The following is a 21,694-nucleotide window of genomic DNA, read 5'->3' as shown; positions in this document are numbered from 1 at the left end:
CGGTAGCCTGGTCGGCCGCCTTGCTAGGGGCGTACCCCACGGCCGTACACTGGCACGGGGATTGCTGGCACTCGGACCCGGGGAGTGCCAAGCAGCCACCGAGGAACCAGAGCTGGAGGTGTGCGCGGTGCTCAGTGAACGCAGACTCGAGGTGCTGCGCGCCATCGTCCAGGACTATGTCGGCACCGAGGAACCTGTGGGTTCCAAGGCGCTTACGGAGCGTCACAATCTCGGCGTCTCGCCGGCCACCGTCCGGAACGACATGGCGGTGCTGGAGGACGAGGGTTTCATCGCCCAGCCGCACACCAGCGCCGGCCGCATCCCGACGGACAAGGGGTACCGGCTCTTCGTCGACAAGCTGGCCGGGGTCAAGCCCCTGTCGTCGCCGGAGCGCCGTGCCATCCAGAACTTCCTGGACGGGGCCGTCGACCTCGACGACGTCGTGGGCCGTACGGTACGGCTGCTCGCGCAGCTGACCCGGCAGGTCGCCGTCGTGCAGTACCCGTCGCTGACCCGGTCCACCGTCCGGCACGTGGAGCTCCTCTCCCTGGCGCCCGCCCGGCTGATGCTCGTGCTGATCACGGACACCGGCAGGGTCGAGCAGCGGATGATCGACTGCCCCGCGCCCTTCGGCGACACCTCCCTCGCGGACCTGCGGGCCCGGCTCAACAGCCGGGTCGTCGGGCGTCGTTTCGCGGATGTGCCGCAGCTGGTGCAGGACCTGCCGGAATCCTTCGAGCCGGAGGACCGCGGCACCGTCACGACGGTGCTGTCCACCCTGCTCGAAACCCTGGTCGAGGAGACCGAGGAGCGGCTGATGATCGGCGGCACCGCCAATCTGACCCGCTTCGGACACGACTTCCCGCTCACGATCCGGCCGGTGCTGGAGGCGCTGGAGGAGCACGTCGTGCTGCTCAAGCTGCTCGGCGAGGCCGAGGAGTCGGGCGGTATGGGCATGACCGTACGGATCGGTCACGAGAACGCCCATGAGGGCCTCAACTCCACGTCCGTCGTCTCGGTCGGCTACGGTTCGGGCGACGAGGCAGTTGCCAAACTCGGCGTGGTCGGACCGACCCGCATGGACTACCCCGGAACGATGGGAGCGGTACGCGCAGTGGCACGTTACGTCGGACAGATCCTGGCGGAGTCGTAAGTGGCCACGGACTACTACGCCGTACTCGGCGTGCGCCGAGACGCATCCCAGGACGAGATCAAGAAGGCCTTCCGCCGGCTTGCGCGTGAACTCCACCCGGATGTGAATCCGGACCCGAAGACGCAGGAGCGCTTCAAGGAGATCAACGCGGCCTACGAGGTCCTCTCGGATCCGCAGAAGAAGCAGGTCTACGACCTCGGCGGCGACCCGCTGTCCCAGGCGGGCGGCGCCGGCGCCGGAGGCTTCGGCGCCGGTGGCTTCGGGAACTTCTCGGACATCATGGACGCCTTCTTCGGGACGGCGTCGCAGCGGGGGCCGAGGTCGCGCACGCGGCGCGGCCAGGACGCGATGATCCGGCTGGAGATCGACCTCAACGAGGCGGCTTTCGGCACGACGAAGGACATCCAGGTCGACACGGCCGTCGTCTGTACGACGTGTTCGGGCGAGGGCGCGGCGCCGGGCACCTCGGCGCAGACGTGTGACATGTGCCGCGGTCGCGGCGAGGTCTCGCAGGTCACGCGGTCCTTCCTGGGTCAGGTCATGACGTCCCGGCCGTGCCCCCAGTGCCAGGGCTTCGGGACCGTCGTCCCGACCCCGTGCCCGGAGTGCGCGGGTGACGGCCGGGTCCGCTCGCGCCGCACGCTGACCGTGAAGATCCCGGCCGGTGTCGACAACGGCACCCGGATCCAGCTCGCGGGCGAGGGCGAGGTCGGCCCCGGCGGCGGCCCCGCCGGCGACCTGTACGTGGAGATCCACGAGCTGGCCCACGCTGTCTTCCAGCGCCGCGGCGACGACCTGCACTGCACGGTCACCATCCCGATGACGGCGGCGGCCCTCGGCACCAAGGTGCCGCTGGAGACACTCGACGGCATGGAGGAGGTCGACATCCGCCCGGGTACGCAGTCCGGACAGTCGATCCCGCTGCACGGCCGCGGCATCACCCACCTGCGCGGTGGCGGTCGGGGCGACCTGATCGTCCACGTCGAGGTGATGACGCCCTCCAAGCTGGACCCGGAGCAGGAGCGGGTGCTGCGGGAGCTGGCGAAGCTGCGTGGCGAGGAGCGGCCGACCGGTCAGTTCCAGCCGGGGCAGCAGGGCCTGTTCTCACGGCTGAAGGACGCGTTCAACGGACGGTAGAACCGGCCGCGGCCCCGGTCTCCGGGGCCGCGCCGGGCCCGATTCGGCGGGGCGGGGCCGACGTGGCACCATGCCTGCATGTCCTCCGCACTGACCGATCTCTGCCGGTATCCGATCGTGCAGGCCCCCATGGCGGGCGGCGCGTCGTCCCCGCAGCTGGCCGCAGCCGTGTCCGAGGCCGGCGGCCTCGGATTCCTGGCCGCCGGGTACAAGACCGCGGACGGCATGTACCAGCAGATCAAACAGATCCGCGGGCTCACCGGCCGGCCCTTCGGCGTGAATCTGTTCATGCCGCAGCCGGGTGCGACCGACCCCGCCGCCGTGGAGGTCTACCGGCACCAGCTCGCCGGTGAGGCGGCCTGGTACGACACACCGCTCGGCGACCCCGACTCCGGCCTGGACGACGGGTACGAGGCCAAGCTCGCGATCCTGCTCGACGACCCCGTCCCGGTCGTCTCCTTCACCTTCGGCTGCCCCAAGCGGGACGTGCTCCAGTCCTTCGCGAAAGCGGGCACCTTCACCGTCGTCACCGTCACCTCTCCGGAGGAGGCGCAGGCCGCGCAGCGGGCGGGCGCGGACGCCGTGTGCGTCCAGGGCGTGGAGGCCGGCGGCCACCAGGGCACGCACCGCGACGACCCGGCGGCCGACGGCAGCGGGATGGGACTGCTCACCCTCGTCGCCCTGGTCCGCGAGGCCGTTCCGCTGCCGGTGATCGCGACCGGCGGACTGATGCGCGGCGGCCAGATCGCCGGCGTGCTCGCGGCCGGGGCGGCGGCGGCGCAGCTCGGCACCGCGTTCCTCGTCTGCCCCGAGTCCGGTGCGAACGCCCTGCACAAGCAGGCGATGACCAACCCCCTCTTCGTCCGCACCGAACTGACCCGTGCCTTCTCGGGCCGGCCGGCCCGCGGGCTCGTCAACCGCTTCATGCGTGAGCACGGGCCGTACGCCCCCGCCGCGTATCCGCAGGTGCACCATCTGACGAGCGGCCTGCGCAAGGCGGCGGCCAAGGCCGGCGACCCCCAGGGGATGGCGCTGTGGGCGGGGCAGGGACACCGGCTGGCCCGGGAGCTGCCGGCGGCACAGCTGGTGGAGGTGCTGGCCGCCGAGCTGGACTCCGCCCGCGCCGCGCTCGCCCTGGACGCCTCCTGATGACCGCACCCGTCTTCCTGGTGGACTCCCTGGAGGGGGTCACGGCCGGTTCCGCCGTCACGCTGGACGGTCCCGAGGGACGGCACGCCGTGTCCGTACGCCGGCTCCAGCCGGGTGAGGAGATCGTCCTCACCGACGGGCTCGGGCGCGGGGCGGCCGGTGTCGTGCTGCGGACCGAGGGCAAGGACCGGCTGGAGGTGGAGGTGCGGGACCTCCCCGCGGAGCCCGAGCCGGCGCCGCGTATCACCGTCGTCCAGGCGCTGCCCAAGGGTGACCGAGGCGAACTCGCCGTCGAGACCATGACGGAGACCGGTGTGGACGAGGTCGTGCCCTGGCAGGCCGCCCGCTGCATCACGCAGTGGAAGGGCGAGCGGGGCGCGAAGTCGCAGGCGAAGTGGCGGGCCACCGCGCGCGAGGCGGGCAAGCAGTCCCGACGGCTGCGCTTCCCGGAGGTCGCGGACGCAGCAACGACCAAGCAGGTTGCGGCACTTCTGGCCACAGCGGACTTCGCGGCCGTGCTGCACGAGGAGGGCGCGGAACCGCTGGCCACCGCCGAGCTGCCGGCCGAGGGGACGATCGTGCTGGTCGTGGGCCCCGAGGGCGGGGTCTCCCCGGAGGAACTCGCGGCGTTCGCGGAGGCGGGAGCCAAGCCGTACCGGCTGGGCCGCAGTGTGCTGCGCACCTCGACGGCGGGCACGGCGGCGACGGCGCTGCTGCTGGGCCGCACGGGGCGCTGGGGCTGACCGCCCTGGTGCGTGGGCCGTCGGGGCGTCCGCTCGTGCGGGGTGGGACGGAGCCCGACGCCGTCTCCGGCAGCGGTGATTGACCGCAACCGCCCTGTTGCTTCCCGCCCGCCGGTGCCAGTCTCGCTTCATGCGGGGAATGACACTGCGGAGCCTCAGACTGCGGGGAACAGCACTGCGGAGAACCGGACCGCACGGAACGACAGGGCGGGGAAGGGGATCGCACGGAACGCCACGGCGGGGAACGGCACTTCCCCGGACGGGAGGCTCGGCGCCCTACCGCACCGGCCGGGCGCGCCTGCGGCGCACGCTCGCCGTGCTCGCCGCCGCGGGCACGGCGGTCGGGGCTCTGGCGGCCTGCGAGCCGGCGACCGGGGGACTCAGTTCCGTCGCCGTGTCCGTCACCACGGACCGCACGGGCACCAGCACTCTGGAGCGGATCGGCTTCGACGTGCGCTGGCTCAGCTGCACCGCCACCCTCGACGACGCGGGCAACTCCTCGCCGTCGCCCAGCAGGACGGGTGCCGCCACCGTCGACTGCCAGGGCGAGACCGAGGCGGGACAGAAGATCACGCTCAAGGGCAAGGTGACCGAGGAGCGTTCGGGCCGGTGCGTCCGCGGCGACCTCATGGCCAGGGTGGACGGCAAGATCGTCTTCGAGGCGACCGTCCTCGGCAACTGCTCGGCCACGCCCAGTAGTTCGCCCCGCCCCACCCCTCCCGGCTCCGACCCGCGGCCCGCCGTCACCGTCACGGTGACCGTCACCGAGACGGCCGACCCGCCGGGGAAGTGACCCGAGGCCTCTCGTGCGGATCGTGCCGGGCTCGCATGGACCCCCCTCACCGACCCCGGCCTGATCCACACGACAGGCCCTGGCAAAGCCGTGACCCGGTGGCCGTGGCCTGCCTAGGGTGACGGTGTGACGCAGACTGCCTACCTTCGGTTTCCGCATGTCCACGGCGAGTTGATCGCCTTCACCGCAGAGGACGACGTCTGGGTCGCCCCGCTCGACGGCGGACGCTCCTGGCGCGTGAGCGCCGACAACGTGCCCGTCGACCATCCCCGTATCTCACCCGACGGCACCCGCATAGCCTGGACCTCACGCCGGGACGGCGCGCCCGAGGTGCATGCCGCCGCCGTCGACGGCGGGCCGGCCGACCGGCTGACGTACTGGGGCAGTGCCAGGACATCCGTACGCGGCTGGACCCCCCAGGGCGAGGTCCTCGCCATCAGCACCCAGGGTCAGGCCTCGTTGCGCCGCACCTGGGCGCGGGCGGTGCCGCTCGACGGTGGACCCGCGGCACAGCTGCCCTACGGACCGGTCGGCGGCGTGGCGTACGGCTCCGGTGTCCTGCTGCTCTCCGCCACGATGGGCCGCGAGGCCGCGGCCTGGAAGCGCTACCGGGGAGGCACCGCGGGCAAGTTGTGGATCGACCGGGACGGCTCGGGGGAGTTCGTACGCATCCACGAGGACGTCGACGGGAACATCGAGTACCCGCTGTGGGTCGGTGGCCCCCACGGCGGAGCGGCCGAGAGGATCGCGTTCCTCTCGGACCACGAGGGCGTCGGAGCCGTCTACTCGTCCCAGCCGGACGGGTCGGACCTGAAGCGCCACACGCCACTCGGCGCCGGGGACGCCGCCGACGGCTTCTACGCCCGGCACGCGGCCACCGACGGCACCCGTGTCGTGTACGCCTCCGCCGGTGAACTGTGGATCCTCGACGATCTCGACGGAGCCCCGCCCCGCCGTCTCGACATCCGGCTCGGCGGACAGCGCACCGACCTGCGCCCGCGCCCCGTGAAAGCCGAACGCCACCTCGGCGCCGCGGCCCCCGACCACACCGGACGCGGCAGCGCCGTGGAGATCCGCGGCGGCATCCACTGGGTCACCCACCGCGACGGGCCCGTGCGGGCGCTGGCCGTGGAACCGGGCGTCCGGGCCCGGCTGCCCCGCGTCTTCCGGGCAGACGGCGAGGAGCAGGTCGTCTGGGTCACCGACGCGGAGGGCGAGGACGCACTGGAATTCGCCCCCGCGACCGGTCTCGCGCCAGGCGCCGAGCCGCGCCGGTGGGCGGCGGGACAACTCGGCCGCGTCCTCGGCCTGGCCGTCGCGCCGGACGGCAGCCGGGCGGCCGTCGCCGCCCACGACGGGCGGGTCCTGCTCGTCGAACGCGAGACGGGGGAGGTCCGCGAGGTCGACCGCGGCGAGCACCGCGAAGCCACCGGCCTCGTCTTCTCGCCCGACTCCCGCCGGCTCGCCTGGTCGCACGCCGGACCGTCCCCGCTGCGCCAGCTCAAGCTCGCCGATGTACGCGACCTGTCCGTCGTCGAGGCGACGCCGCTCCGATTCCGCGACTACCAGCCCGCGTTCACGCTCGACGGCCGGCATCTGGCGTTCCTGTCCGAGCGCGCCTTCGACCCGGTCTACGACACCCACGTCTTCGACCTCGCGTTCATCGGCGGCTGCCGCCCGCATCTGATCACGCTCGCGGCCACCACTCCGTCGCCGTTCGGACCGCAGCGGCACGGCCGGCCGTTCGAGGAGGACAAGGACCGGAGCCGGGACGGCGACGGCGAGGCGCCCGCCACCCGGGTCGACCTCGAAGGTCTCGCCGACCGGATCGTGCCGTTCCCGGTCGAGGCCGGCAGCTACTCCACCCTGCGCGCGGCGAAGGACGGGCTGCTGTGGCTGCGCCACCCGCTGCGGGGCACGCTGGGAGCCACCCGCGCCACCCCCGACGACGAGGGACCCACGACCGCTCTGGAGCGCTACGACCTCGTCCAGCAGCGCGTCGAGGAACTCGCCGCGGACGCCGACGCGTTCTCGGTCAGCGGCGACGGCAAGCGGGTGCTGCTGCGGACCGACGACAAGCTGAAGGTCGTGCCCGCCGACCGGCGCGCGTCGCGCGACGACGACAGCGACACCAATGTTTCCGTCGATCTCTCCCGCGTCCGCCGCACCGTCGACCCGGCGGCCGAGTGGCGGCAGATGTACGACGAGGCCGGACGCCTGATGCGCGACAACTTCTGGCGCGCGGACCTCGGCGGCGTCGACTGGGACGGCGTACTGGACCGCTACCGGCCGGTGCTGTCCCGGGTGGCCACGCACGACGATCTGATGGATCTGCTGTGGGAGGTGCAGGGCGAACTCGGTACCTCGCACGCGTACATCGTGCCGCGCGGCGGGCACGGGCAGAGCGCCCGGCGCCAGGGGCTGCTCGGCGCGGACATCTCCCGGTCCGAGGACGGCCTGTGGCGCGTCGAACGCGTCCTGCCGTCCGAGACGTCCGACCCGTGCGGGCACTCCCCGCTGGCCGCCCCCGGGGCCGCGGTGCACGCCGGCGACGCGATCCTCGCGGTGGACGGGCGGCCCGTCGACCGGATCGCCGGTCCCGGCCCGCTGCTGGTCGGCACGGCGGGCAAGCCGGTCGAACTCACCGTCGCGCCCGCGGACGGCGGCGAGCCACGCCACGCGGTCGTCGTCCCGCTCGCCGACGAGGAGCCGCTGCGCTACCACGCATGGGTCGCCGACCGGCGCGCCTACGTCCACGAGCACTCCGCGGGGCGTCTGGGCTATCTGCACGTCCCCGACATGCAGGCGCCGGGCTGGGCCCAGATCCACCGGGATCTGCGCGTCGAGGTCGCGCGTGAGGGCCTGGTGGTGGACGTGCGGGAGAACCGCGGCGGTCACACCTCACAGTTGGTCGTGGAGAAGCTGGCACGCCGGGTCGTGGGCTGGGCCGTGCCGCGCGGGATGGAGCCGTACAGCTATCCGGCGAACGCACCGCGCGGCCCGGTCGTGGCGGTGGCGAACGAGTTCTCCGGCTCGGACGGCGACATCGTCAACGCGGCGATCAAGGCGCTGGGGATCGGCCCTGTCGTGGGCACCCGGACCTGGGGCGGGGTCATCGGCATCGACAACCGCTACTCCCTGGTGGACGGTACGGGGGTCACGCAGCCCAAGTACGCGTTCTGGGTGGACGGTTACGGGTGGGGCGTGGAGAACTACGGCGTCGACCCGGACGTGGAAGTGGTGATGACCCCGCAGGACCATGTGGCGGGCCGCGATCCGCAGCTGGACGAGGCGATCCGGATGGCGCTCGCCGTCCTGGCGGAGAACCCGGCCAGGACGCCCCCGGTGCTGGACTGAGGTGTTTCCGGCCGGTCCTCGGGAGCCTTTCCCTCCCGGGGACCGGCACCTCCGTACCCAAAGGTGTTTGACGACCGGCGGGCGCGGGCGGTCGGATGGCGCCCCATGAGCACAGGGCAGACACATCCGGGCCCGCACCCCGTCGACGACGACCTCGTACGGCGCCTGGTCGCCGGGCAGTTCCCGCAATGGGCCGCCCTCCCGGTGGAGCGGTTCGCCTCCAATGGCACCGTCAACGCCATGTACCGGCTGGGCGATCGCATGGTCGTACGCCTGCCGCTGATCGAGGGCGGCGCCGGGGACGTGTCGAGGGAGCAGGAGTGGCTGCCCCGCCTCGCGCCCCTGCTGCCCACGCCGATTCCCGAGGTGCTCGGGGCCGGGAAGCCCGCCGAGGGGTATCCGTGGCCGTGGTCGGTGCACCGGTGGCTCGTCGGGCGGCACCCCGAGGAGGGAGCGCTGAGGGATCTCGAGCTGCTGGCCGGGGATCTGGCGCGCTTCGTGGCGGCGATGCGGGGCATCACCCTGCCGGGCGCTCCGGTGGCCCACCGGGGCGGGCCGCTCACCTCGCTCGACACCTCGACCCGGGCGGCGATCGGCGAACTGCGCGGGATTGCGCAGGAGGACGTCGACTGCGACGCGCTGACCGCCGTCTGGGACGACGGGCTGCGGGCCCCGGACCACGAGGGGCCACCGGTGTGGCTGCACGCCGACCTGATGCCGGGCAACCTGCTGGTGGACGGGGGCCGGCTGACCGCGGTGATCGACTTCGGGTGCATGGGCGCGGGCGACCCGGCCTGCGACCTGTTCCCCGCGTGGAATCTGCTTCCCGTCGGCGCCAGGGACGTCTTCCGTGAGGCACTCGGCGTGGACGAGGCGGCCTGGCGCCGCGGCCGTGCGCGGACGCTCTCGCAGGCGGTGATCGCGCTGCCGTACCACCGCACGACGAACCCGGCGATGGCGCGCAACGCCCGGCACGTGATCCGGGCGGTGCTGGGAGAGGGATGAGCGGGCCGGTGCCGTCGGAAGCGGGTGCCGTGGAAGGCCGTCCAGGGTGTCCGGCTCCGCGGCCGGCCGCCCCGGGTGCCGTCCCCGCGCCGGCTCGTTCCCGTGGACGGCCGCCCGGCGTCGCGCGGGTGGGGCCCACGGGGAGGCCGGGACGGTCGATACGATGTGGCGGGTAACCACCCACGCGAGGAGGACCCCGGCATGGCGGGAGAACCGCAGGCAGACTGCCTGTTCTGCAAGATCGTCGCGGGGGAGGTGCCGGCCACGGTCGTACGGGACACCGAGACCGTCCTGGCCTTCCGGGACATCAATCCCCAGGCCCCGACGCACGTCCTGGTCATCCCCAAGGCGCACTATCCGGACGCCGCCGCGCTTGCCGTGGAAGCCCCCGATCTGGCCGCCGACGTGCTGCGCGAGGCCGGCGAGATCGCCGCGCAGGAGAAGACGGTCGAGCCGGGGTACCGCATCGTCTTCAACACGGGCGCCGGAGCGGGCCAGACCGTCTTCCACGCACACGCCCATGTGCTCGGCGGCCGCGGCCTCGAATGGCCTCCCGGATAACGGGCCGTCCATCGTGTCCGTCAGAGAACTGGTGGTCCTCGGCACCGCCAGCCAGGTACCCACCCGGCACCGCAACCACAACGGCTATCTGCTGCGGTGGGACGCCGACGGGATCCTCTTCGACCCCGGCGAGGGCACCCAGCGCCAGATGCTGCGCGCCGGGGTGGCCGCCCACGACATCAACCGGATCTGCGTCACGCACTTCCACGGCGACCACTCCCTGGGCCTCGCCGGGGTGATCCAGCGGATCAACCTCGACCGGGTCCCGCACGAGGTGTCCGCGCACTACCCGGCCAGTGGACAGCGGTTCTTCGAAAGGCTGCGGTACGCGACCGCGTACCGCGAGACGGTGTCGCTGACCGAGGCGCCGGTGGCCGCCGACGGGGTCCTGGCCACGACCCCCTCGTACACACTGGAAGCGCGCGGGCTCTCCCACCCCGTCGAGTCGTTCGGCTACCGGCTCACCGAGCCGGACGGCCGGCGGATGCTGCCCGAGGCGCTCGCCGAGCGCGGCATCGCGGGGCCCGACATCGGCCGGCTGCAACGCGAGGGCGAGGTCGGCGGTGTGCGGCTGGAGGAGGTCAGCGAGGCGAGGGCGGGCCAGCGGTTCGCGTTCGTCATGGACACCCGTCTCTGCGAGGGGGTGTACGCGCTCGCCGAGGGCTGCGACATGCTCGTCATCGAGTCGACCTTCCTGGACGAGGACGTACAACTCGCCTCCGACCACGGTCATCTGACGGCAGGTCAGGCTGCCCGGGTGGCCCGCGACGCGGGAGTGCGGCACCTCGTGCTGACGCACTTCTCGCAGCGTTACACCGATGCCGAGGAGTTCGAGCGGCAGGCCCGCGCCGCCGGATTCGAGGCGGAACTGACCATCGCCACGGACCTCTTGCGGGTCCCTGTCCCCAAACGACGTACATGAACGAGGCTTGACCCGTGCCGCTCCCCAAGGCCGAACTGCACCTGCACATCGAAGGCACCCTGGAACCCGGACTCGCCTTCACGCTCGCCGCCCGCAACGGCGTGGAACTGCCCTTCAAGGACACCGAAGAGCTGCGCCACGCCTATCGCTTCCAGGATCTCCAGTCCTTCCTCGATCTCTACTACCGGCTGATGGCCGTCCTGCACACCGAGGACGACTTCGCCGAGCTCGCCGACGCCTATCTCGCCCGCGCCGCCGCGCAGGGCGTACGCCACGCCGAGATCTTCTTCGACCCGCAGGCGCACATCTCCCGCGGGGTGCCGCCGGCCACCGTCGTCGAGGGACTCGGCCGGGCGCTGGAAGCGAGCGAGGAGCGGCACGGCATCTCGACCCGCCTGATCATGTGCTTCCTGCGGGACGAGTCCGCCGCGTCGGCGATGGAGACGCTGCAGGCGATGAAGCCGTATCTGCACCGCATCGCCGGAGTCGGCCTCGACTCGGCGGAGGCGGGGCATCCGCCCTCGAAGTTCCGCGAGGTGTACGAGGCGGCGGCCGGACTCGGGCTGCACCGGGTGGCGCACGCGGGCGAGGAGGGCCCGCCCGCGTACATCCGCGAGGCGCTGGACGTGCTGGGCGTGGAGCGCGTCGACCACGGGCTGCGCTGCATGGAGGATCCGGAACTGGTCGAACGGCTGGTGCGGGACCGGGTCCCGCTGACGCTCTGCCCGCTGTCGAACGTGCGCCTGCGGGCCGTCCGCACCCTGGAGGAGCACCCCCTCCCGGCCATGATGGACGCCGGTCTTATGTGCACGGTCAACTCCGACGACCCGTCCTACTTCGGCGGTTACGCGGGTGACAACTTCGACGCGGTGCAGCGTGCTCTGGGAGTCGGCGAGGAGCGGCTGCGGGAACTGGCCCGCAACTCCTTCCTGGCGTCGTTCCTGGAGGACGACGAGGAGCGCCGGGCCCGGCTGATCGCCGAGGTCGACGCCTACGACTTCGGGGCCGACGCGACCGCGTAGCGGTCAGCGCCAGTCCGGTGCGCCTTTCGTGCGGGGCGCGAGCGACTCGATCTTCGCCCTGATCTCCCGCATCACCGTGACGATCCGCCGCTCGTGCTGCTCGGTGAGGCGGGCCACCGGCACCGAGCAGCTGATCGCGTCCCGGGCGGGGGAGTCGTAGCGCAGGGCGAAACCGAAGCCGGTGATGCCGATCACGCCCTCCTCCCGGTCGACGGCGTAGCCGCGCGTCCGGACGGCGGCCAGATCGGCGGCCAGCGCCGCGCGGTCGGTACGGGTGTTGGGCGTGAGGCGCGCCAGTTCCCCCGCGGGCAGGGGCAGTTCGCCGTCCGGGCGTTCGGCGAGCAGCGCCTTGCCCAGGGCGCCCGCGTGGGCGGGCAGCCGCCGGCCGACCCGGCTGAAGGTGCGCAGGTACTCGTGCGATTCCCGGGTGGCGAGGTAGACGACGTCCGGGCCGTCGAGCCGCGCCAGATGAATGGTCTCGCCGAGCGCGTCCGACGCTTCGTCCAGATAGGGGCGCACGGCGCCGACCCGCGTGTCGGTGTCCAGATAGCTGGTGCCGGTGAGCAGGGCGCGGATGCCGATGCCGTACAGCGAGCCGGTGGCGTCGGTGCGGACCCAGCCGCGGTCGATGAGCGTCTGCAGCAGGGCGTACATGCTGCTGCGCGGTACGGCCAGCTCCTCGGCGAGCTCGCGCAGCCGCGCCGGGCGGTCACCGCGTGCGGCCAGCACCTCCAGCAGGTCGACCGTGCGGGCCGCCGACTTCACCTCGCGTACCCCGCCGGTCCGCGGTCCCGTTCCCGGCCCGGCGGCCGGTCCCGCCCCGGATTCCGTCTCCGACATGCGCCGATCGTAAGCGGCGGCGCCCGCCCCATTGACGGTCTCGGTCCGTCTGCCTAATCTCCATTCCCATCCGTGTATGTCATCTACATAGGGAGACAGTGATGGGACAGAGCACGGACCTGGGCGAACGGCGGGCGGCGGACGCCGATGTCGCCGCCCGGCTGCGGGACGGCATGGCGCGCGGGGTGCTCTCCTTCCCGCTCACCAGCTTCCACGCGGACGGCGGCCTGGACACCGACGGCTGCCGTGAACACCTCGCCGCACAGGCCGCGACGGGACCCGGCGCGCTCTTCCCCGCCTGCGGCACCGGCGAGTTCTTCTCGCTCGACGAGGACGAGTACCGGCAGGTCGTCACCGCCGCCGTCGAGGCCGCCGCCGGACGCCTGCCCGTCGTCGCGGGTATCGGCTACGGCTGGGCCCAGGCCGTGCGGTTCGCCCGCATCGCCGAAGAGGCGGGCGCGGACGCCGCGCTGGCCCTGCCGCACTACCTGGTGAGCGCCCCGCAGGAAGGGCTCGTCGAGCAACTGCGCCGGATCACCCGCGCGACCCGGCTGCCGCTGATCGCCTACCAGCGCGGTCAGGTCGCCTACACCGCCGCCTCCGTACGCCGTATCGCCGCGCTCCCCGGCGTCATCGGGCTCAAGGACGGCCACGGCGACCTCGACCTGGTGCAGCGCCAACGCCTCGCCGCACCGGCGGACTTCCTGTTCTTCAACGGCGCGGCCACCGCCGAGATCCAGGCCCGGCAGTACGCCTCCATCGGCGTCGGCGCCTACTCCTCCGCCGTCCACGCCTTCGCCCCCGAGATCGCCGACGCGTTCTTCGCCGCACACCGCGACGGCGACGACCACACCGTCGAACGGCTGCTGCGCGGCTTCTACGTACCCCTCGTCGAACTGCGCGACAAAGTGCCCGGATACGCCGTGTCCCTGATCAAGGCGGCGGCCCGGCTGCGCGGAAAGCCCGTCGGCCCGGTACGCGCACCCCTGACCGAGCCGGGACCGGACGACCTCGCCGCCCTCGAAGCACTGCTCGCCGACGGACTCGACCTGGCAGGAGCCACGGCATGACCCACGACCTGACGATCACCGAGGTGCGCCTCACCCCGATCCTCGTCGCCGACCCGCCGCTGCTCAACACCCAGGGCGTGCACCAGCCCTACACGCCCCGGCTGATCATCGAGGTCGTCACCGCGGACGGCGTGACCGGCGTCGGCGAGACCTACGGCGACACCACGTACATCGATCTGGCCGACCCGCTGGCCGACGCTCTGACCGGCTGCCGGATCGACGACGTGAACGGACTGCACCGGCTCGCCGACCTGGTCTGCGCGGACTCGCCCGAGGCCACCGGCGCCGACGCGGTGGACGCCGGCGGCCTGCGCGGTGTGCAGACCGCCGACAAACTGCGGCTCTCGGTCGTCTCCGGCTTCGAGGTCGCCCTGCTCGACGCGCTCGGCAAAACGCTCGGGCTGCCCGTGCACGCGCTGCTGGGCGGCAAGGTCCGCGACGCCGTCGACTACAGCGCCTACCTCTTCTACCGCTGGGCCGAACACCCGGGCGGCGCGGGGGAGTCCGACGACTGGGGCGCGGCACTCGACCCGTCCGGCATCGTGGCCCAGGCCCGCCGCTTCGCCCGCGCGTACGGCTTCGGCTCCTTCAAGCTCAAGGGCGGTGTCTTCGACCCGGACGAGGAGATCGCCGCCGTACGGGCCCTCGCCGAGGCGTTCCCCGGGCAGCCGCTGCGGCTCGACCCCAACGGCGCCTGGTCCGTGGAGACCTCGCTGAGGGTCGCCGCCGAACTCGCGGACGTCCTGGAGTATCTGGAGGACCCGGCCGCCACGACCGACCGGATGGCGAGGGTCGCGGCCGGCACCGGGGTGCCGCTCGCGACGAACATGTGCGTGACGACCTTCGCCGAGATCCCGGAGGCGTTCTCTCGCGGTGCCGTCCAGGTCGTCCTCTCCGACCACCACTACTGGGGCGGACTGCGCAACACCCGTGAACTGGCCGCGATCTGCCGCACCTTCGGGGTCGGACTGTCCATGCACTCCAACACCCATCTCGGCATCAGCCTCGCCGCGATGACGCACGTGGCCGCCGTCGTCCCCAACCTGGACTACGCGTGCGACAGCCACTACCCCTGGCAGACCGAGGATGTCGTCACCGAGCGACTGGAGTTCAAGGACGGCCGCCTCGCCGTCAGCGACCTTCCCGGGCTCGGCGTCGAGCTGGACCCGGACCGGCTCGCCCGTCTCCACCGGCGCTGGAGGGACGACGACGGCACGATGCGCGACCGCGACGACGCGGCGGCGATGCGGGTGGCCCACCCGGACTGGTCGGCGCCGGCGGTCCCGCGCTGGTAGCCCCGGCCCGGGCGTCCGGTCCGGTGGACCCCGGTGCTCCACCGGACCCGTGGTCCCACCGTGCTCCCGCCGGCGGCCCGCCCAGGGCTCACCTCGTCACCGGTGCGGATCAGGCAGACTGGCCAGATCTGCACCACGTACGGGAGTGGCACGGTGATCATTCGACACGGACATCAGGCGAACGGCGGAGGCACCTGCCTCGACCCCCTCAAGGCCCTCAGGACCCCTTCCGACCCGGCCTGCGACGTCTACCTCACGGGGACCGTCTTCCTCGACATCATCTTCACGGGCCTCCGCTCCGCCCCCGTCCGCGGCACCGAGTCCTGGGCTCGCGGGATGGGTTCCAGCCCGGGCGGGGTCGCCAACATGGCCACCGCGCTCGCCCGGCTCGGACTGCACACCTCGCTCGCCGCCGCCTTCGGGGACGACCACTACGGCGAGTACTGCTGGGACGCCCTCGAACAGGGCGAGGGCATCGACCTCTCCCTCTCCCGGACCGTGCCCGGCTGGCACTCGCCCGTCACCGTCTCGATGGCGTACGAGGGCGAGCGCACCATGGTCTCCCACGGGCACGAGGCCCCGCCGCCCGAGCCCGCGCCCGACTGCCCCCCGCCCGCCAGGGCCGCCATCGCCTCGCTCACACCCGGCGGAGACGAGTGGGTCGCCCAGGCCGCACGCAAGGGCACCCGGGTCTTCGCCGACTGCGGCTGGGACGACACGGGCCACTGGGACCCGGCCGACCTCGGCGATCTGAGGTACTGCGAGGCCTTCCTGCCGAACGCGGAGGAGGCGATGCGCTACACCCGCACCGACTGCCCCCGCGCCGCCGCCCACGCCCTCACCGAGCACGTACCGCTCGCCGTCGTCACCCTCGGTGTCGAGGGGGCGTACGCGGTCGACGGGGCGACCGGCGAGAGTGCGCAGGTTCCGGCCATCGCGGTCGAGGCCCTCGACCCGACGGGTGCGGGTGACGTGTTCGTGGCCGGATACGTGACCGGCACACTCGCCGGCTGGCCGCTCGCCGACCGGCTCGCGTTCGCGGGACTGACCGCGGCTCTGTCGGTGCAGGAGTTCGGCGGCTCGCTCTCCGCCCCCGGCTGGTCCGAGATCGCGGCCTGGTGGCAGCGCGTCCAGGCCCTCCCCGGCCAGGACCCGGCCGCCCTGCGCCGGTACACCTTCCTCGACGACCTGCTGCCCGCGCCGGTCAGGCCCTGGCCGCTGCGCAGGGCCGTACCGACGATCGGTTTCCGCAGCCCGGCCTGACGGCGCCGCGGGGTGGCGCGGTATCCCCGCGGAAAAGCCCTCGGCCTTGTCAGTGCCGCGTCGTACGCTTGTGTTCCAGAGGTTGTCGAGCAGCGAGAACCCTGCAACGGGAGGTATGTGCAGGCCACAGAGCCGGCCCATGACTCAGACACCCAACGCCCACACCCGTCCCCAGCGCCCTGGGGGCGCGGGGGAATCCCAGGCGCCGGGGCAGGCACGAGCCCACTTCACCGTTCCCGCCAAGCATCCGATGGTGACGGTCCTCGGCTCGGGTGATGTCCTCCTGCGCGTGATCGAGAAGGCCTTCCCGGCGGCCGACATCCATGTCCGGGGCAATCAGGTCAGTGCGATCGGGGACGCGACGGAGGTCGCCCTCATCCAGCGCCTGTTCGACGAGATGATGCTCGTGCTCCGCACCGGGCAGCCGATGACGGAGGACGCAGTGGAACGCTCGATCGCCATGCTCAGAGCGGGCGAGAACGGCGATGGCGACGGGGCCGAGACCCCCGCGGAGGTGCTCACCCAGAACATCCTCTCCAGCCGCGGCCGGACCATCCGCCCCAAGACGCTCAATCAGAAGCGGTACGTCGACGCCATCGACAAGCACACGATCGTGTTCGGCATCGGCCCCGCCGGTACGGGCAAGACGTATCTCGCCATGGCGAAGGCGGTCCAGGCCCTGCAGTCCAAGCAGGTCAACCGGATCATCCTGACCCGGCCCGCCGTGGAGGCGGGGGAGCGGCTCGGCTTCCTGCCGGGCACGCTCTACGAGAAGATCGACCCGTATCTGCGCCCGCTGTACGACGCGCTGCACGACATGCTCGACCCCGACTCCATCCCGCGGCTGATGGCCGCGGGCACGATCGAGGTCGCACCCCTGGCGTACATGCGCGGCCGCGCTCAACCAGTCTTCACCAAGGTCCTGACGCCGGACGGGTTCCGATCCATCGGCGACCTCGCAGTGGGCGACCTGGTGATCGGCTCGAACGGTGAGCCCACTCCGGTCCTCGGCGTGTATCCGCAGGGTGAGAAGGACATCTACCGCGTCACGGCTCAGGACGGGTCCTCGACACTTTGCTGCGGAGAGCATCTCTGGACGGTCCGGACTGCCGCTGACCGCCGCCGCGACAAGCCGTGGCGGGTCCTGGAGACACAGGAGATGATCGGCAACCTTCGCGCCGCGCACGCACGGAGGTATGAACTGCCGATGCTGACCGCTCCGGTCAGCCTTCCCGAGCAAGCAGTGCCCATGGACCCGTACGCCCTGGGCCTCCTCCTCGGCGACGGTTGCCTGACGGGTAGGACGACGCCCTCGTTCTCCACCGAGGACTCGGCACTCGCCGATGCTCTGGACGCGGCGCTGCCAGGTGTCATGGTGCGACGGAAGGATCCCGTCAACTACGTTCTCAACCGGGAGCGGGAGCGGGAGCCGGGCGATGTGATGACGCGGGAGAACCCGGTCACTGCTGTGCTGCGCGCCCTGGACCTGCTCGGCACCCGGTCGCACTCGAAGTTCGTCCCGGACGTCTACGCCGACAACTGCGCCGATGTCCGCCTGGCCGTACTTCAGGGGCTGCTGGACGCCGACGGTGGTCCGGTTGCCCAGGCAGGCAGGACGTGCCGCATCCAGTACACGACCACGTCGATCCGGCTCAGGGACGATGTGGTCTCGTTGGTCCGGTCGCTGGGCGGCGTCGCCTACACGCGCCGGCAGGCCGAAGGCAGGACCCCGGGTCGAGCCAAGGGACGGGACGTCCAGCACCGCTGTGACGCGCACACCGTCGACATCCGGCTGCCGGTCGGCGTCGAGCCGTTCCGTCTTGCCCGGAAGCGGGACAGCTACCACGCGGCCGGAGGTGGCGGCCGCCCGATGCGCTTCATCGACTCCATCGAGCCCGCGGGCAGCGAGGAGACGGTGTGCATCCAGGTTGCCGCCGAGGACTCGCTGTACGTCACGGAGGACTATCTGCTGACGCACAACACCCTCAACGACGCGTTCATCATCCTCGACGAGGCGCAGAACACCAGCGCCGAGCAGATGAAGATGTTCCTGACCCGCCTCGGCTTCGACTCGAAGATCGTCATCACCGGTGACGTCACCCAGGTCGACCTGCCGAACGGGACGAAGAGCGGTCTGCGGCAGGTCCAGGACATCCTGGACGGCGTCGATGACGTGCACTTCTCCCGGCTCACGAGCCAGGATGTCGTCCGGCACAAGCTCGTCGGCCGTATCGTCGACGCGTACGAGAAGTACGACGACCGCAACGGGAAGCAGTAGCAGCGCACCATGTCGATCGACGTCAACAACGAGTCCGGAACCGAGGTCGACGAGCAGGCGGTCCTCGATGTCGCCCGCTACGCCCTCGCGCGGATGCGTATCCACCCGCTGTCCGAGCTCTCGGTGATCGTCGTGGACGCCGAAGCCATGGAGCAGTTGCACATCCAGTGGATGGACCTGCCGGGTCCGACGGATGTCATGTCCTTCCCGATGGACGAGCTGCGTCCGCCGGTCAAGGACGACGAGGAGCCCCCGCAGGGGCTCCTCGGCGACATCGTGCTCTGCCCGGAGGTCGCCAAGAAGCAGGGCGAGGAAGCCCCGACGCAGCACTCCATGGACGAGGAGCTCCAGCTCCTGACCGTCCATGGGGTGCTGCACCTGCTGGGGTACGACCACGAGGAGCCGGACGAGAAGGCCGAGATGTTCGGCCTCCAGGCGGCGATCATCGACGGCTGGCGGGCGGAGAAGGGCCATACCGGCCCCTCCCCGGCGCCGACCGTTTCATGAGCGCCCCCCTGGTCTTCGGCGCGGTTCTGCTGGTCGTCGTCGCATGGCTCGCGGCGTGCGCGGAGGCGGGCATCGCCCGCACCTCCAGCTTCCGTGCCGCCGAGGCCGTCCGATCCGGACGCCGTGGCGCCGACAAGCTGGAGCAGGTCGCCGCCGACCCCACCCGCTATCTGAACGTCGCCCTGCTGGTGCGGGTGGCGTGCGAGATGGCGGCGGGCGTCCTGGTGACCTACGCCTGCCTCCAGGAGTTCACCGAGACCTGGGAGGCGCTGACCGTCGCCATCGGTGTGATGGTCCTCGTCTCGTACGTCGCCGTGGGCGTCTCGCCGCGCACCATCGGCCGCCAGCACCCGCTGAACACGGCGACGGCCGCCGCCTACGTCCTGCTGCCGCTGGCCCGGATCATGGGGCCGGTGCCCCAACTGCTGATCCTCATCGGCAACGCGCTCACGCCCGGCAGGGGCTTTCGCAAGGGCCCGTTCGCGAGCGAGGCCGAACTGCGGGCCATGGTCGACCTCGCCGAGCAGGAGTCCCTCATCGAGGACGACGAGCGCCGCATGGTGCACTCCGTCTTCGAGCTCGGTGACACCCTCGTCCGCGAAGTGATGGTGCCGCGCACCGACCTGGTCTCCATCGAGCGCTACAAGACCGTCCGCCAGGCCCTCACCCTCGCCCTGCGCTCCGGTTTCTCGCGCATCCCCGTCACCGGCGAGAACGAGGACGACATCGTGGGCGTCGTCTACCTCAAGGACCTGGTGCGCAAGACGCACATCAACCGCGACGCGGAGGCCGATCTGGTCTCCACCGCGATGCGGCCCGCCGTCTTCGTGCCCGACACCAAGAACGCCGGCGACCTGCTGCGCGAGATGCAGCAGAAGCGCAACCACGTCGCCGTCGTCATCGACGAGTACGGCGGCACGGCCGGCATCGTCACCATCGAGGACATCCTGGAGGAGATCGTCGGCGAGATCACCGACGAGTACGACCGGGAACTGCCGCCGGTCGAGGAACTGGGCGACGGCCGCTTCCGGGTCACCGCACGGCTCGACATCGGCGACCTGGGCGAGCTGTACGGCCTCGACGAACTGGACGACGAGGACGTGGAGACCGTCGGCGGTCTGCTGGCGAAGGCGCTCGGCCGGGTGCCGATCGCGGGTGCGTCCGCCACCGTCGACCTGCCGGACGGGCGCGCGCTGCGCCTGACCGCCGAGTCACCGGCCGGCCGCCGCAACAAGATCGTCACGGTGCTGGCGGAGCCGGTGCCGCAGAGCCCCGAGGGGGAGAACGCCGCGTGACGCCGAGCGAACTGAGGGCGTTCTGCCTGGAGTTCAACGACGCGGCCGAGGAGTTCCCCTTCGGGCCCGAGACGTCGGTGTTCAAGGTCGCCGGAAAGCTGTTCGCGCTCTCGGCGCTGGACGGGGAGCCGCTGACGGTGAATCTGAAGTGCGAGCCCGAGATGGCCGTGCAACTGCGGGCGGAACACCCGGCGATCGTGCCGGGCTGGCACATGAACAAGCGCCACTGGAACACGGTGACGGTGGGAGAGCTCCCGGACCGCCTCGTCCGGGAGCTGATCGAGGACAGTTACGACCTGGTGGTCGCGGGGCTGCCGAAGGCGGTCCGGCTGCGGCTGGACCGCGCCTGAGCGTCTCGGGTCACCTTCCCTGCCCCGACTCCGGTGAGGCCGAAGTCCCCTGTGCGGCGGCCACTTCGCGACCGGCCCGGGGTACTCGTACACGATGTACCCCATCGCGGGCTGACCTGGAGGAATGTGTATCCTCTGCGCGTTGCAGGGGAGGGGGGAAGCTCCCCGTCGGATCAGGAATTCAGGGGAGTCACCGCATCATGCGTACGCGTTTCGGCCGCGCCACGGCCGCAGTTCTCACTGCCTCCGCGCTCTGCCTCACGGCAGCGGCCTGCGGTTCGTCGGACGACGACAGGAAGCCGGCCTATTCGGACGGTCAGGACACGGCCGAGGACGGTGCCGGCAAGGGCGCCGGGAAGTCGGCCGCCGTGCTGACGGCCGCGCAGATGAAGGCCGCCACGCTGGTGGTCAAGGATCTTCCCGCCGGCTGGAAGGCCGATGCCGCCGCTCCGGCCACGGACGAGGCGCCGCCGAAGGCGGACAAGCCCGTGTGCCAGCCGGTCGCCGACCTGCTCGCAGACAAGGTCGCGGGGGCGACCATGGGCGGTGGCCAGGACTTCACCGACGCCAAGGGCTTCAACATCCTCAGCCAGCAGGTCATGACCTTCCCCGGCACCGGCGCCGCGGACTTCGTGAAGGCGTTCGGCCCGGCGCTCGACGGCTGCACAGGCTTCAAGGTGACGGGCGAGGACGGGTACCCCGTGAAGGTCGAGAAGCTGTCCGGGCCCACGCCAGGCGAGACGTCGTACACCTTCAAGATGACGATGCAGATCCCGGGCTTCGGCCAAGGCATCGCCTCGCACATGCTGGTGATGCACCAGGGCACCGGCGTCGCGCGCCTGGCGTACGTCCCCGGTGACAAGGCCGCGGGCGCGGCCTTCGGCGACCTCGCCGAGCGCGCGGGCGACAAGTTCGTCCGGGGCGTCCAGAGCTGACGCCGAACCCGTCGGCGCG

19 protein-coding genes are annotated in these 21,694 nt (G+C 71.9%); 18 read left to right on the top strand and 1 reads right to left on the bottom strand.

Features of this window, described 5'->3' with window-relative positions:
• Positions 1-127: 127 nt before the first annotated feature.
• From hrcA to ABTX78_RS11910, 10 genes are all read left to right on the top strand, one after another.
• The gene (hrcA, locus tag ABTX78_RS11955) at positions 128-1,153 is read left to right on the top strand and encodes a heat-inducible transcriptional repressor HrcA (RefSeq protein WP_352206845.1); all 1,026 of its coding nucleotides are present in this window, start codon (positions 128-130) and stop codon (positions 1,151-1,153) included.
• Positions 1,154-2,290 carry a molecular chaperone DnaJ gene (gene dnaJ / locus ABTX78_RS11950; RefSeq protein ID WP_352206669.1) on the top strand — a complete coding sequence of 379 codons (1,137 nt, stop codon included), beginning with the start codon at positions 1,154-1,156 and terminating at the stop codon, positions 2,288-2,290.
• Between the two features lie 78 nt (positions 2,291-2,368).
• Positions 2,369-3,439 carry a nitronate monooxygenase gene (locus tag ABTX78_RS11945; RefSeq protein WP_352206668.1) on the top strand — a complete coding sequence of 357 codons (1,071 nt, stop codon included), beginning with the start codon at positions 2,369-2,371 and terminating at the stop codon, positions 3,437-3,439.
• Positions 3,439-4,182 (top strand): 16S rRNA (uracil(1498)-N(3))-methyltransferase, encoded by a 744-nt coding sequence (locus ABTX78_RS11940; protein ID WP_352206667.1) that lies wholly within the window; start codon positions 3,439-3,441, stop codon positions 4,180-4,182. Before ABTX78_RS11945 ends, ABTX78_RS11940 begins: the two co-directional genes overlap by 1 nt.
• Positions 4,183-4,498: 316 nt before the next feature.
• Positions 4,499-4,975 (top strand): hypothetical protein, encoded by a 477-nt coding sequence (locus ABTX78_RS11935; protein ID WP_352206666.1) that lies wholly within the window; start codon positions 4,499-4,501, stop codon positions 4,973-4,975.
• 126 nt (positions 4,976-5,101) lie between these two features.
• Positions 5,102-8,332, top strand: coding sequence for a S41 family peptidase (locus ABTX78_RS11930; RefSeq protein WP_352206665.1), 3,231 nt, complete (start codon positions 5,102-5,104; stop codon positions 8,330-8,332).
• 105 nt (positions 8,333-8,437) lie between these two features.
• The gene (locus tag ABTX78_RS11925) at positions 8,438-9,337 is read left to right on the top strand and encodes an aminoglycoside phosphotransferase family protein (protein ID WP_352206664.1); all 900 of its coding nucleotides are present in this window, start codon (positions 8,438-8,440) and stop codon (positions 9,335-9,337) included.
• Positions 9,338-9,538: 201 nt separating this feature from the next.
• On the top strand, positions 9,539-9,898 hold the full coding sequence (locus tag ABTX78_RS11920) for a histidine triad nucleotide-binding protein (protein ID WP_352206663.1): 360 nt from the start codon (positions 9,539-9,541) through the stop codon (positions 9,896-9,898).
• Between the two features lie 13 nt (positions 9,899-9,911).
• Positions 9,912-10,820, top strand: a complete 909-nt coding sequence (locus tag ABTX78_RS11915; RefSeq protein ID WP_352206662.1) for a ribonuclease Z — start codon at positions 9,912-9,914, stop codon at positions 10,818-10,820.
• A gap of 14 nt (positions 10,821-10,834) precedes the next feature.
• The gene (locus ABTX78_RS11910; protein ID WP_352206661.1) at positions 10,835-11,842 is read left to right on the top strand and encodes an adenosine deaminase; all 1,008 of its coding nucleotides are present in this window, start codon (positions 10,835-10,837) and stop codon (positions 11,840-11,842) included.
• Positions 11,843-11,845: 3 nt separating this feature from the next.
• Here the strand turns inward: ABTX78_RS11910 and ABTX78_RS11905 are convergent, their stop codons facing one another.
• Positions 11,846-12,682 (bottom strand): IclR family transcriptional regulator, encoded by an 837-nt coding sequence (locus ABTX78_RS11905; RefSeq protein ID WP_352206660.1) that lies wholly within the window; start codon positions 12,680-12,682, stop codon positions 11,846-11,848.
• Between the two features lie 101 nt (positions 12,683-12,783).
• On the opposite strand from ABTX78_RS11905, the gene ABTX78_RS11900 reads away from it, so the two are divergent.
• The 8 genes from ABTX78_RS11900 to ABTX78_RS11865 all read left to right on the top strand — a co-directional run bounded on the left by ABTX78_RS11900 (position 12,784) and on the right by ABTX78_RS11865 (position 21,675).
• Positions 12,784-13,752 carry a 5-dehydro-4-deoxyglucarate dehydratase gene (locus tag ABTX78_RS11900; RefSeq protein ID WP_352206659.1) on the top strand — a complete coding sequence of 323 codons (969 nt, stop codon included), beginning with the start codon at positions 12,784-12,786 and terminating at the stop codon, positions 13,750-13,752.
• Positions 13,749-15,047 (top strand): glucarate dehydratase family protein, encoded by a 1,299-nt coding sequence (locus ABTX78_RS11895; protein ID WP_352206658.1) that lies wholly within the window; start codon positions 13,749-13,751, stop codon positions 15,045-15,047. The genes ABTX78_RS11900 and ABTX78_RS11895 overlap by 4 nt, the downstream gene beginning before the upstream one ends.
• A 153-nt stretch (positions 15,048-15,200) precedes the next feature.
• Positions 15,201-16,310, top strand: coding sequence for a carbohydrate kinase family protein (locus tag ABTX78_RS11890; RefSeq protein ID WP_352206657.1), 1,110 nt, complete (start codon positions 15,201-15,203; stop codon positions 16,308-16,310).
• A gap of 139 nt (positions 16,311-16,449) precedes the next feature.
• Positions 16,450-18,588: a PhoH family protein gene (locus ABTX78_RS11885; RefSeq protein WP_502993852.1), complete on the top strand. Its 2,139-nt coding sequence runs from the start codon at positions 16,450-16,452 to the stop codon at positions 18,586-18,588.
• A 9-nt stretch (positions 18,589-18,597) separates the two neighbouring features.
• Positions 18,598-19,095, top strand: coding sequence for an rRNA maturation RNase YbeY (gene ybeY / locus ABTX78_RS11880; RefSeq protein WP_313946396.1), 498 nt, complete (start codon positions 18,598-18,600; stop codon positions 19,093-19,095).
• The gene (locus tag ABTX78_RS11875) at positions 19,092-20,390 is read left to right on the top strand and encodes a hemolysin family protein (protein WP_352206656.1); all 1,299 of its coding nucleotides are present in this window, start codon (positions 19,092-19,094) and stop codon (positions 20,388-20,390) included. The genes ybeY and ABTX78_RS11875 overlap by 4 nt, the downstream gene beginning before the upstream one ends.
• Positions 20,387-20,740, top strand: coding sequence for an MmcQ/YjbR family DNA-binding protein (locus ABTX78_RS11870; RefSeq protein ID WP_327684329.1), 354 nt, complete (start codon positions 20,387-20,389; stop codon positions 20,738-20,740). Before ABTX78_RS11875 ends, ABTX78_RS11870 begins: the two co-directional genes overlap by 4 nt.
• 200 nt (positions 20,741-20,940) lie before the next feature.
• Positions 20,941-21,675 (top strand): hypothetical protein, encoded by a 735-nt coding sequence (locus tag ABTX78_RS11865; protein ID WP_352206655.1) that lies wholly within the window; start codon positions 20,941-20,943, stop codon positions 21,673-21,675.
• The last annotated feature ends 19 nt before the right edge of the window (positions 21,676-21,694 follow it).

Source organism: Streptomyces sp. NPDC096193 (assembly GCF_040302905.1).
Lineage (GTDB): Bacteria > Actinomycetota > Actinomycetes > Streptomycetales > Streptomycetaceae > Streptomyces.
This window is presented reverse-complemented; position numbering and strand designations above follow the sequence as displayed.